Source organism: Syntrophomonas wolfei subsp. wolfei str. Goettingen G311, from assembly GCF_000014725.1.
In the GTDB taxonomy this organism is placed as follows: Bacteria; Bacillota; Syntrophomonadia; order Syntrophomonadales; family Syntrophomonadaceae; genus Syntrophomonas; species Syntrophomonas wolfei.
On record NC_008346.1, the window covers coordinates 1,261,839 to 1,273,256 of the forward strand.

The following is an 11,418-nucleotide window of genomic DNA, read 5'->3' on the forward strand; positions in this document are numbered from 1 at the left end:
GGATTCCCCCGGGAATCCCTGCATTCAAGCGAAGCTTTATACTTGATACAATCTCGTTAATGAGATTACTGCTGGGTTTTATTTGCTTTCGGGTCAGGTTTATAGCTTGGCAAACCTTTCTGAAAAGCCTCGATTATGGCCGGGCTTTCGTCCAGACGATATTTTCGCGCCGCCCGGCCCACCAGGTCGAAGTCCACCCCGTTAAACCAAATGGCCACTTTGATCCGGTCGTACTTTTCCATTTGAGCAAACATTTCCTCAATCCAAAGGGCTTTGTTGCCACCCACTGAACTGCAAGCAAACTCGCTTATCATGAAGGGATAATCAAAATAACGGCAGTACTCTTCATAAAGCGGGTCATATATTTGCCTGAAGCCACGCCAGATTTCACCTTTGTGATATGTCCCGGTATTATAACCAGTAAGCCCTATGATATCCACATATTCCTCCCCGGGGAAATAGTTCAGGTAGTGGTTCCACATGAAACCGGGGAAAGAAAGGTCATGGGGATTCCACACCCAGATAACATTATCGACCTGTTTATGCTGGAATATATTATAAATATAACGCCAGACTTCTTTAAAAAGCTCACTATCTTTGGAACTGTAGTAACTGGAGTATACGCACCAATCCCCATTCATTTCGTTATTGAGGCGAAACAGAATGGGATGCCCGAATTGGCGGGCTTTTTCAGCATAGTCCTCAAAAAAATAATCGTAATGACCATTGAGAATATCATAAGTTACGCTGCTGTTGTCCCGGTTATACCACATGGTCTGCAGGGTTAATTCAACATACTTCTGTTCATCATAGGCCTTTTGCAGTTCTTCCAGGGGGAAGGGGGTATCAAAGGTTTTGTAAAGCACCAGAAAATTAAACTTGTAGTTCAGATTCTCCTCCAGTTTGTTGAGATAATCCATGTTAGCCGGGGCTGAATTTTCAAATATACCCCACTGCAAGCTGGCATCAGGGCCAAAATATTGCTCATAAAAAGCTTTTGTCTCCTCATTCCACGCTTTATCCTTTTTCTTGAAACGGGTATTAATCTTGCTGTAACCATTATTATCAATAAAGGTAAATGATTTTACCAGCGGTAGAAAGCTTTCTACCGGAGAGCTCGATTTTATCAGTATAGTGTAAACTTCTTTAGAATTACGGGGGATTTCCACGCTCATATAGTAGTTTTTATCTCCTGCTACTCGTGATAGCTTGCTTCTTTGCCATCTTAAGAGATGTGCTTTGACACCGGCGATGGTGATACTGCGGTTCTCCTGGATTTGATGATCTTTACGGTTGTTAAGAAACTGGTTGCTGTAATACTGGTAAGCGGCGGCAGTATGTACCGTTTGCGAAAAATCGTCCCGGTAGATTTCTATACAGGTTTTATCGTCCCACAGGCTAGTTTTAACCTGGGATAAGGAAGCATCAATATTCATATGGCTGGGGTAGTCGATGCTGTAGGCCTGGCTATAGTCAAGAAGCCGGTTAATCCCCGGTTTGAGGGTGGCTATAGCCTTAATATCATCATAAGAATTAAATTCTGCTTGATAATTGATGGCTCCATTCTTGATAAAAGTTGTTGCAGCACACGCATCCAGGGGGTAAAAGACTGGCGGGAGAAAGATGGCTAAAATAAATAAAGCTATGAAACAGTGTTTTTTTCTCATAAAATATCCTCCTCACTAGTAATATTCTATATCGATATTCTATTTCCTGCAGTTGTGCAGTAATAAGGGGGTTTGGTCCAAAATCGGATTAAGCGGGGGTAAAAAGCTAAAAGGGCGATTTCTTTAACGCTTGACAGTTCTGCTTGAAATGGACGATTATGTAAAATAAGAGGAGAATTCTTATTAACACAGGATTTTATAGTATTATTAATTATTATAAGTTTAGGAAAGAAGGGATACATTGTGAAAGTCAAAGACCGAATGACTCCTAAACCCTATGCAACAACTCCTGATACTTGTGTAGGAGAACTCTGGCATTTGATGCAGGAAAAGAGCCTACAAAGGGTACCGGTCCTGGATCGGGGTAAATTGATAGGCATCATAACCCGCAGGGATTTTAACGCCCGGCCGGAATTGGACCTCAAAAGATCATCACTGGCTACACGATTTTTCCCCGAAGAAATGGAACAAAAACTAAGCAAACTGAGAGTCAGGGATATAATTCCTCTCAACCAGCAATTAATCACTATCCATCAGGATGCTTTTATCGAGCAGGCGGCAAAATTATTACGGGACAATCGCATCAGCGGTTTACCGGTAATTGATGATGAAGGTCGTATGGTGGGGATAATTACGCAAAGCGATCTTTCTGATGCATTTCTTTATATCCTGGGAGTTAATTGCCGGGGTACTCGCCTGTCTTTGCGAATAGATGATGATGCCCAGGTTCTGCTGCGGTTGGGAGAAGTTTTATCCCATTTTGATATTAAAATTGAGAGCATGGTTCGTATGGAAGTGAAAGGTGAAAAATCACTGCTTATTATTCGCCTGGATACAGTAGATTCGCGCTCAATTATTGAGGAGATAAAGGCAGCAGGTTTTAAGGTTGAATCGGTAATTGTTAAACAATAATGGGTGATAAGGGATGAAGGGTAACAGGAGAATCTTTGAATGGTGGTAAAATTAAAGGAGGGAGATTTAATGAGTGATGAGGTTAAACAAGATGATTCGAAGGTAGTTATGTTCAACCCCTTCAATGTATGGAAAAATGTGTATTTTTCTAGCGAGGCAGCCCTAACGGCAATTACCCGCAAAGCGGTTGAAACCACCATGTTTGCCAATAGCATTGATGTGATACTTAACAGCTACTTGCAATATCTTAAACTGCAAAACGAGGTCTCCAATTATATTGCTGAAACTTTGCCTTTCTCCTCCCACCGGGATACTGCTCGTGTGGCGAAAATGCTTACCGCTCTTGAGAACAAGATAGATCGTCTGGATGAAGAGTTATTTACAGATATTTATGATTTGAAGGAAGATACTGCTGCTATTTTGGAAAGTATTGCCCCGGTACCAGCCAGTATTTTAGATGAAGCGGATGCTGGAAGGGCTGAACAAATTGACCAGCATATCAAGAATACTGAAGCATTGGTAGAAAAGATTACAGCACTGGAACTGGCGATGGAAGAAATAAAGGCTTCCCTGCTGGAGCTAAAGGCCAAGCCGAAGCCCAAAGCGACTACCCGGAAAAGCCAAAAGACTACGACGGAATAATTAAGCAAGAGGGGGTAATGATATGGAGCACATCTTCCAAGCGCACTCGCCTGGTGAAGCTGGCGAAATACTGCAACAAAATTGGGAACACTGGCTGATGACCACGGCCAGGTGGAGGGAGATATTGACCTATGATCCCCGACCTGCTACTGGTTGTTCGCCTAAGGAAATTTTGTGGACCAAGAACAAAGCACAACTTTATCACTATCAGTGCAGTAGTGAGCGCCGCTATCGCACCCCGGTATTAATGATATATGCTCTCATTAACAGGCCTTATGTATTGGATCTGACCCCGGGATCCAGTCTGGTGGAGTATCTGGTAAACGAGGGTTTCGATGTATACCTGCTGGATTGGGGAGAATTTGAATGGGAGGATCGGGATATAACCTATGCTGATCTGGTCTATGACTATATCGCCACGGCTGCCCGGAAGGTGGCGCGCAGTGCCGGTTCCAAAGAAATAAGCATTATCGGTTACTGCATGGGTGGAACCATGTCTACATTGTACGCGGCCCTTTTTGACCGGCCGGTTTTAAAAAATCTGGTCTACCTGGCGGCTCCCATCGATTTCAACCGGGCCGGAACTTATGATGTATGGCTTAAAGCCCCGGGTTATGACCCGGACCGTATAGCTGATACCATGGAGCTGGTCCCCAAGTCTTTCATAGATTGGGGAACCAGGATGCTGAATCCTTTGGCCAATTATTGGGGCACATATACTCGCTTGTGGAAGACTTTGGAGGAAGGAAAGTCGGTTCATTTTTGGAAGGTGCTTAACAAGTGGTCCAGTGATAATATTAATTTTCCTGGCGGTGCCTATCGCGACTGGATAAGGGACTTCTATCAAGGTAACAAGCTCATAAAAAATCAAGTGGTATTACGGGGAAAGAGAGTACAGTTGCAGCGCATCAAAGCTAATATCCTGGCTATGGTGGGTTTGCGGGATCATATCGTTATGCCGCACCAGACCGCAGCTGCCTTAACCTATCTGGGGGGTAATGATAAAACCTATATGGAGTTCCCAGTAGGTCACGGGGGATTGGTTTTGGGCGAAACTGCCCGCATGAGAGTTTTCCCGGAAATAGCTTATTGGTTGGGAGAGCGTTCCGAGGAATTAAGCGAAGAGTAAATGCTAACTGTTTACATAACGAGGCGAAATATGTCCCCCGCATCCTTAATAGTGAGCGAAGCGAACATCAGTGGTGCCCGCAGGGTGCATCCTTAATAGTGAGCGAAGCGAACATCAGTGGTGCCCGCAGGGTGCTAAGCGGTCGGGTTCCTTAACAAATAACAAAACAGGCGGCGGGTTCTAATCCCCAGCCTCGTTGCAGTGGTGAGTTGAAACTGTTCCGCAGTTTCTTACGATGCTTAAAGGCCGCTTTATAGCGGCCCTTAATCTTTAGGCCAGGTGGTCGATAGACTTGATTATCTTATTAACATAAGCCTGAGTTTCTTTATAAGGGGGAATACCTCCATATTTCTTAACTGCTCCACTGCCGGCATTGTATGCTGCCAGGGCCAGCGGCAGGCTGCCATTGAATTCGTTCAGCTTTTCTTTCAAATAGCGGGTTCCCGCCATAATATTCTCTTCCGGATTAAAGGCATCCCTTACCCCCAGGCTTCTAGCTGTGCCTGGCATCAACTGCATGAGACCCTGGGCACCACAGGAAGAAACCGCCCGGGGATTGTAAGATGACTCTTGTTTTATTACGGCACTAATTACTTCTTCCTGAATACCATAAGCCTGGCTGGCTTCTTTTATAATCTCGCTGAAAGGGCGGCTCTTGCTGCTTGCTGAGGAAGTTGATATATCGGGTGTTTTGCTGCCGCTCAGGGCGCGACCGGTGGAAGCAAGGCCGTCTTCCAGGGCTTTCAGGAGTTTCATGAAGCTTATTTCCTTGAAGAGATTGGTGAAGATATTCATTCCTTTATCTCCCCTTCCAAATTTATGGTAAGCAAGATAGATTCTTCTGTCAAGCCGGATGGAAAACGAATACTCCTCACTTTTCTTACCAGTCAACCTTTTAATGGTAAAGGGCCTGTCAGCAATTTTTTTCTGAATAATATATAATGAAAATAAGGGCCAGGAGGAGAAGATTGAGGAGGGAAAAAATGGCCATTGCAAGAGCGGAGACAGCTGGGTTTGAAGTAAGGATTAAAGGAATAGGTTCCTATAATGTTCCGGAAGGAACTAGCGTAGCCGAGTTAGTAAAGAAACTGGAGAAGAAATTAATCTATCCGGTAATGGCAATAATTATTGACAATCGCTTGCGAGATTTGAATTATCGCTTTACCCGGTCCTGTGCTATAGAGTTGGTAGATATGAATAGTGAAATCGGAGTGAGGATTTACCGTCGCAGTATGAGCTTTCTGTTGATGAAGGCAGCGCGTGATTTGTTTCCTGAACGGGTGCTGACGGTAAAACACTCTCTATCCAATGGCTTGTTATGCGAGTTTTTAAATGAGGACTCGCGGACAGAAGAGATTGAAGCCATCGAAAAAAGAATGCAGGAAATTGTTGAGGACAATCTACCTATCAGGAGAATGCGGATTAATAAAGAAAAAGCCCAGGAGATATTCCGGGAGCAGGGGGAGGAAGACAAAGTGAAACTCCTGGCTTATCGGGATGTGGATGAGGTCCAAGTATGCGAGCTTGATGGGTTTTACGAAAACTTCTATATTTTTATGCTTCCCGAAACGGGAATGTTGAAAAAGTTTCGTTTGTTTGAATATCCACCGGGAATGATTTTACAAACCCCGGAGTTGAGTGCTCCAAATTCATTGCGGCCTTATGTGGAGCAAAAAAAACTGGCCAGTATATTTCAGGAGGCCAAAAATTGGGCCGAGATGCTGGGAACTCCTCATGTGGCAGCTCTTGATGATATTATTGAACATGGAGATATTAATGATATAATCCGGGTTAATGAGGCTTTGCATGAAAAGAAGATTGCTTTTATAGCCGACCAGATTTGCTGTGACGAGGATATCCGCCTGGTGCTGATATCAGGACCGTCCTCTTCCGGCAAGACCACTTTTGCCCAGCGTTTGCTCATACAGCTCCGGGTAAATGGGAAGAAGCCGGTAGTTCTGTCCCTGGACAACTATTTTGTTGATCGTGACTTGACACCTCGGGACGAGAATAACGATTATGATTTTGAAGCTTTGGAAGCCCTGAAAGTGGATTTGTTCAATGAGCATCTGGGACGGCTTATCAAAGGGGATGAAGTGGAAATTCCCCTCTATAGTTTTACCCGGGGTTCTTGCGAAGAGCGGGGTATCTCCATGAAGGTGCCGACAGGGGAACCTATAATTATTGAGGGCATCCATGGCCTGAATGAGCGCTTGACCTGGAGTATTCCGCCGGAACAAAAATTTAAAATATATATCAGTGCTCTGACCCAGTTGAATATAGATTACAGCAACCGGATTCCCACCACGGACAGCAGGTTGGTGCGAAGGATAGTTCGTGATGCCAGAACCCGAGGCTACAATGCTTTGGACACCATCAAGCGGTGGCCTTCGGTTAGGCGGGGAGAGGAAAGGAACATTTTTTCTTTTCAAGAAAATGCCGATATTATGTTCAATTCCTCTCTGGTTTATGAATTATCAGTATTGAAGCCCTATATTGAGCCTCTGCTGCGGCAGATTGGCCCGGAACACCCGGAACATGTGGTGGCCCGCTATCTCCTGCAATTTGCCAGCTATTTTAAACCTATAGCACCGGATGCGGTCCCCGCCAATTCCATTCTCCGGGAATTTATCGGGGGAAGCTGTTTTAAAGTATAGAAAGACGGAAGACGGAGGGCGGAGGACGGAGTGGTCGTCAGGCGTCAGATGTCAGAAGAGGAAGGAATTGTTGGTTGTTGGTCTTCAGGCTTCAGTCAACGGGGGATGACGAAAGACGGATGGCGGTAGAGGCAAGAGGGATACGGTGATTTAAAGGGATTAGGAGTAAGGGGGTAATAACCCGGGCAGATCTCATAATGGAGGAATTATGAAGAAGAAGGTGCTGAAGCCGCGCATTCCGGTTGCTCTCAACCAGCATGCCGGAACCCATAAGGATAAGAAGAAAGAAGCTAAAAAGTATGCCTGCCGCAAGAGCAGGAGCAGATAAGAAGATTATTTAGCCTGTTGGTGTTCGTTTGAGGCCAATGGGCTATTTGTTTTTTTCGATTAAAAGGAGTATGTGGGTAACATATAAGTTTGTTAGTTACCGGTTTTTTCGGTGATAAGCTGTTGCAGCAAATCTGATTATGGTATTTTTTTGAAAAGGGTTGTGATATAATAAATACAGTAGTTAAGATGAAGTAAGGGTCAAAGGAGATTAGAACTATGCCGGTCAAAAAGTACACGATAGAGGAAATCAAGGCTATTGTAGAACCGATTGCACGGAAATACGGAGTAGCACGTGTCTATCTGTTTGGCTCTTATGCTCGTGGAGATGTTATTGAAAACAGTGATGTAGATTTTCGTGTAGATAAAGGGTCTCTTAAAGGAATGTTTGCTTTATGTGGTCTGTATACAGAACTTGAAGAAGCTTTAGAGATGAAAGTCGATGTTTTTACAACGGGAAGTCTGGAAGATGATTTTCTGCAAAAAATTAAGAATGAGGAGATACTATTATATGCAGAATAATCGAAACGCTTATGTACTCCGGTGCATTATTTCCTATTGTAATGATATTTCAGAGACTATCCATCGCTTTGGTGACGATTATACCGTTTTTAAACAGGATTCTGTTTATAAGAATGCTACAGCTCTTTGCGTTCTACAAATTGGAGAACTAACCACACATCTTACTGATGATTTTAAACAGAGCTATACTGGGATACCTTGGACGCAAATTAAGGCATTGCGTAATATAGTTGCTCATAACTACGGCAAGATTGATGATGAAAGCTTGTGGGAGACCATTACAAGCGATATTCCGGAATTAAAAGATTATTGTTCTAGTATTATTAAACAGTTCAATTCTGATGCATAGGATTATCAATGAAACCAAAGATGAACCATAGTTTTAAAGTTCAACAGATTTAAAGAACGCGCTAATCTAAAATGATTGAGGGTGAAGCTGGGCTGTTCCATGTGGTCGGGAAACACGACCCTGGCTATTACCGGGTTTTAAACCTGGTTTTTTTCTTTTGAAGGAAAAAGGGGTGTAAATGGAGAAATACACCATGATTGCAGATTGTCAGGGGGTATTATACATGGAGGATAAAAAAATTCAAATCAATAAGGTTACGGTAAGCATTTTCAACGAAGACTATGTGGTAAAAGGGGATGAGAGCCCGGAATACATGGAAATGCTGGCCAACTATGTGGATCGCCGCATGAGAATGATTCAGCAGCGCAATTATAACCTTTCCAATACCAAAATAGCCGTATTAACGGCTCTCAATCTGGCGGACGAATTAAACAAGCTGCAGGAAGATTATGATGAATTGGTCAAAACCCTGGAAGAGGAGAAAAAGAACAGGATGGGATAATTGATGACCAATCGTGATGTGGCTCGAATGTTGGATCGAATAGCCGACATGCTGCAAATAAAGGATGAAAATCCCTTTAAAATCAGGGCCTATCGCAAGGCGGCCGACTCCATCTACCACCTGGATGAAGATCTGGCTTATATCCATAAAAATGGTAGGATAGGGGATATCCCGGCTATAGGCAAGGCGCTACAGTCCAAAATTGAGGAGATGCTGGAAAAGGGCAGTTGTGAGTATTATGAGCGTTTGGCCCACGAAGTGCCGGAGGGCTTGCTGGACATGCTGGCCCTGCCTGGAATTGGTCATAAAACGGTAAAGCTGATATATAATGAATTGGGGATAGACAACCTGCCTGATCTCTTAAAAGCAGCCCGGGAAAAGAGGATAAGGGTTCTTCCTGGTTTGGGGGCAAAAACCGAATATAATATCAAAAAAGGCATGGAAATGTTACAGGAAGCCAGTGCGAAGAGTACGCTAGGACTGGCTCTTCCCCTGGCGGAAGAGCTCTGTGATTATTTGCTGAAGAGCGAAGCAGCGGAGCAAGTTGCTATTACCGGCAGTATTCGCCGGGGCAAAGCTCTGGTCAGCGATATAGATATTATGGTGGCCAGCCGTTCATTTGAGGCCGTGCACCGTGCGGTATGCGGGTACAGAAGGCTGGAGGAAACCGAGAGCCAGGGTATTGACCACATAAAGGGCCGTCTTGCCTATAATTTAAGTTTTGAAATAATAATTGTGCCTCCAGCAGAATTTTTATCCCAGCTATTCTGGTCGACCGGCTCCAAAGAGCATATTGAACAAATAAGAAAGCTTAAAGGAGAAGAACGGAAAGGCGATTTTACCAGCGAAGAAGCGTTTTATGCTAGTATGGATATGCAGTATATACCCCCGGAACTTAGAGAAAATCGAGGGGAAATTGAAGCAGCTCTTAAAGGAGAACTCCCCAATCTTATAGAACTGAGCGATATTAAAGGAGACTTGCATACTCATTCCCGGTGGAGCGATGGAGCTCACGATATAGAGGATATGGTTCAGGCGGCGAAGGATTCGGGCTATTCCTATTTGGCTATTACCGAACATTCCCGCTCCCTGCCGATTAGCGGGGGTCTTAATGAAGAAAGGCTGCATGCCCAGGGTAAGGTTATTGATGCTTTAAACCTGAATTTAGATGAATTTCGGGTATTAAAGGGGAGTGAAGTTGACATATTGAAGGATGGCAGCCTGGATTTTGACGATGATATTTTGGAAGAGTTAGATATTGTGATCGGGTCAGTACATAGTAATTTTAAACTGGAGCGGGATAAACAAAGTGAAAGAATAATCCAGGCTATTAAGAATGAGAAGGTAGATATAATCGGTCATCTCAGCGGCCGCTTGCTAAACCGCCGGCCCGGTTACGAATTGGACCGGGAAAGAATACTGGAAGCGGCAGCTCGCAATAAAAAGATTCTGGAAATCAATGCTCATCCGGATCGTTTGGATATAGACGAAGAAACGGCTAAGATAGCCAAAGATATGGATATTAAAGTTGCTATAAACAGTGATGCCCATTCCCAACAGGATTTAAAGCTGATGAAATATGGGGTAATAAATGCCCGGCGCGGCTGGCTGGAGCCTGCTGATGTGGTGAACAGCTGGGAACTTGCCGATTTATTGAACTACATTCAAAACAAGTAGAGCTAAGCTCTGGGAAACCATTTAACCCTTCTTCTTTCCTTCCAGGCCCAAATCGAAACTCCCGTTATTAGCTATTACGAATAAAGCAGTAAGCTCATACCGAATAATAGAGCAAGAACCTCTATAACGAGGTGAAATATGTCGGCGGGTTATAATCCCCCGCCTCGTTGCAGCGCTGTGTTGAAACTCTACGCAGTTTCTTCCGATGCTTAAAGGGGGAAATCGGGTGTTGATATTTGCTCTGCGGGCCATAGGCATGTATTTTCTGGCTTTAATAATGATAAGACTTTTGGGTAAAAGAGCTTTAGGGGAGCTGGGGCCTTTTGATTTTGTGGTCATGACCGGGGTTGGCCATACGGTGGTTTCAGTAGCCCTGGATAAGAGCCTTCCTTTCTATGAGGGCATTGTCATTCTGGCTACCCTGGCCTTGCTGGAATATATCATGGGTTACCTGGCTTTGAAGAATCAGACCCTTTCTCACTTAATAACTGGAAAACCGGTAATATTGATTGACAACGGCCAAATAGTAAAAGAAAATATGGCCAGAGAAAAATTCAATGCCGATGATCTCTTGCAGGAACTTAGAAAACAGGGGATAAGGGAAATCGAGGATGTCGATAAGGGGATCTTGGAATCATGTGGGGGTTTTAGCGTAATTCTGAAAGAAGAGGATGAGCCGGTAACCCGCCGGGATCTGGGAATCAGTCCCCATATACAATCGACAGTTCCAACTAGCAGTACCATATCACGGGCTGAATTCTTTGCCCGGCAGCAGGAGCCCTTATTGGCCAGAGAAGGAATTTCGCTAGCCGGACTTTTGCAAAACATTGACCAGCGCCTGGATTCCATCTGCCAGCGCCTGGATATATTGGAAGAGAGATTGCAGGACGGAGGACACAACCACCGATGAGTTAGTGAATAGTAAGATGTAGTAGGAAATAAATTAATCCTTCACACCTTACCCCTCACTCCTCACTTTTCTCTTATATGGGGTCTTGCAAATATGCGTGTTACTTGATTTTAAGTTTGCAATC

Annotated in this window: 11 protein-coding genes; 9 read left to right on the forward strand and 2 right to left on the reverse strand. The window is 44.1% G+C overall.

The window, feature by feature from the left end:
* Positions 1 to 65: 65 nt before the first annotated feature.
* Positions 66 to 1,667 carry a glycoside hydrolase family 26 protein gene (locus SWOL_RS05585; protein WP_011640510.1) on the reverse strand — a complete coding sequence of 534 codons (1,602 nt, stop codon included), beginning with the start codon at positions 1,665 to 1,667 and terminating at the stop codon, positions 66 to 68.
* A 243-nt stretch (positions 1,668 to 1,910) separates the two neighbouring features.
* On the opposite strand from SWOL_RS05585, the gene SWOL_RS05590 reads away from it, so the two are divergent.
* The 3 genes from SWOL_RS05590 to SWOL_RS05600 are packed head-to-tail and all read left to right on the forward strand — an operon-like array spanning position 1,911 to position 4,350.
* Complete coding sequence (locus tag SWOL_RS05590) at positions 1,911 to 2,579, forward strand: CBS and ACT domain-containing protein (protein ID WP_011640511.1); 669 nt, start codon at positions 1,911 to 1,913, stop codon at positions 2,577 to 2,579.
* 39 nt (positions 2,580 to 2,618) lie between these two features.
* Entirely contained in the window at positions 2,619 to 3,221 is a 603-nt protein-coding gene (locus tag SWOL_RS05595; RefSeq protein ID WP_011640512.1) for a hypothetical protein, read from the forward strand.
* 22 nt (positions 3,222 to 3,243) lie between these two features.
* Positions 3,244 to 4,350, forward strand: coding sequence for an alpha/beta fold hydrolase (locus SWOL_RS05600; RefSeq protein ID WP_011640513.1), 1,107 nt, complete (start codon positions 3,244 to 3,246; stop codon positions 4,348 to 4,350).
* Positions 4,351 to 4,620: 270 nt separating this feature from the next.
* On the opposite strand, the gene SWOL_RS05605 is transcribed toward SWOL_RS05600, so the two are convergent.
* Positions 4,621 to 5,241 carry a lytic transglycosylase domain-containing protein gene (locus tag SWOL_RS05605; RefSeq protein ID WP_242649372.1) on the reverse strand — a complete coding sequence of 207 codons (621 nt, stop codon included), beginning with the start codon at positions 5,239 to 5,241 and terminating at the stop codon, positions 4,621 to 4,623.
* A 92-nt stretch (positions 5,242 to 5,333) separates the two neighbouring features.
* Here SWOL_RS05605 and SWOL_RS05610 point away from each other — a divergent pair, with 92 nt between their 5' ends.
* The 6 genes from SWOL_RS05610 to SWOL_RS05635 all read left to right on the forward strand — a co-directional run bounded on the left by SWOL_RS05610 (position 5,334) and on the right by SWOL_RS05635 (position 11,294).
* Positions 5,334 to 7,007, forward strand: coding sequence for a nucleoside kinase (locus tag SWOL_RS05610; RefSeq protein ID WP_011640515.1), 1,674 nt, complete (start codon positions 5,334 to 5,336; stop codon positions 7,005 to 7,007).
* Between the two features lie 546 nt (positions 7,008 to 7,553).
* Positions 7,554 to 7,856 (forward strand): nucleotidyltransferase family protein, encoded by a 303-nt coding sequence (locus tag SWOL_RS05615; RefSeq protein ID WP_011640516.1) that lies wholly within the window; start codon positions 7,554 to 7,556, stop codon positions 7,854 to 7,856.
* Positions 7,828 to 8,205 (forward strand): HepT-like ribonuclease domain-containing protein, encoded by a 378-nt coding sequence (locus tag SWOL_RS05620; RefSeq protein ID WP_011640517.1) that lies wholly within the window; start codon positions 7,828 to 7,830, stop codon positions 8,203 to 8,205. Before SWOL_RS05615 ends, SWOL_RS05620 begins: the two co-directional genes overlap by 29 nt.
* Positions 8,206 to 8,428: 223 nt before the next feature.
* Positions 8,429 to 8,707 carry a cell division protein ZapA gene (locus SWOL_RS05625; protein ID WP_041427420.1) on the forward strand — a complete coding sequence of 93 codons (279 nt, stop codon included), beginning with the start codon at positions 8,429 to 8,431 and terminating at the stop codon, positions 8,705 to 8,707.
* Positions 8,708 to 8,710: 3 nt separating this feature from the next.
* The gene (polX, locus tag SWOL_RS05630; RefSeq protein ID WP_011640519.1) at positions 8,711 to 10,384 is read left to right on the forward strand and encodes a DNA polymerase/3'-5' exonuclease PolX; all 1,674 of its coding nucleotides are present in this window, start codon (positions 8,711 to 8,713) and stop codon (positions 10,382 to 10,384) included.
* A gap of 226 nt (positions 10,385 to 10,610) precedes the next feature.
* Positions 10,611 to 11,294, forward strand: coding sequence for a DUF421 domain-containing protein (locus SWOL_RS05635; RefSeq protein WP_011640520.1), 684 nt, complete (start codon positions 10,611 to 10,613; stop codon positions 11,292 to 11,294).
* The last annotated feature ends 124 nt before the right edge of the window (positions 11,295 to 11,418 follow it).

What these genes read in the sequence shown, in the direction of transcription:
- SWOL_RS05585 (WP_011640510.1), bottom strand. Translation starts at nt 1,667, where the DNA reads ATGAGAAAAAAACACTGTTTCATAGCTTTATTTATTTTAGCCATCTTT.
- SWOL_RS05595 (WP_011640512.1), top strand. Translation starts at nt 2,619, where the DNA reads ATGGTGGTAAAATTAAAGGAGGGAGATTTAATGAGTGATGAGGTTAAA.
- SWOL_RS05600 (WP_011640513.1), top strand. Translation starts at nt 3,244, where the DNA reads ATGGAGCACATCTTCCAAGCGCACTCGCCTGGTGAAGCTGGCGAAATA.
- SWOL_RS05610 (WP_011640515.1), top strand. Translation starts at nt 5,334, where the DNA reads ATGGCCATTGCAAGAGCGGAGACAGCTGGGTTTGAAGTAAGGATTAAA.
- SWOL_RS05615 (WP_011640516.1), top strand. Translation starts at nt 7,554, where the DNA reads ATGCCGGTCAAAAAGTACACGATAGAGGAAATCAAGGCTATTGTAGAA.
- SWOL_RS05620 (WP_011640517.1), top strand. Translation starts at nt 7,828, where the DNA reads ATGAGGAGATACTATTATATGCAGAATAATCGAAACGCTTATGTACTC.
- SWOL_RS05625 (WP_041427420.1), top strand. Translation starts at nt 8,429, where the DNA reads ATGGAGGATAAAAAAATTCAAATCAATAAGGTTACGGTAAGCATTTTC.
- polX (WP_011640519.1), top strand. Translation starts at nt 8,711, where the DNA reads ATGACCAATCGTGATGTGGCTCGAATGTTGGATCGAATAGCCGACATG.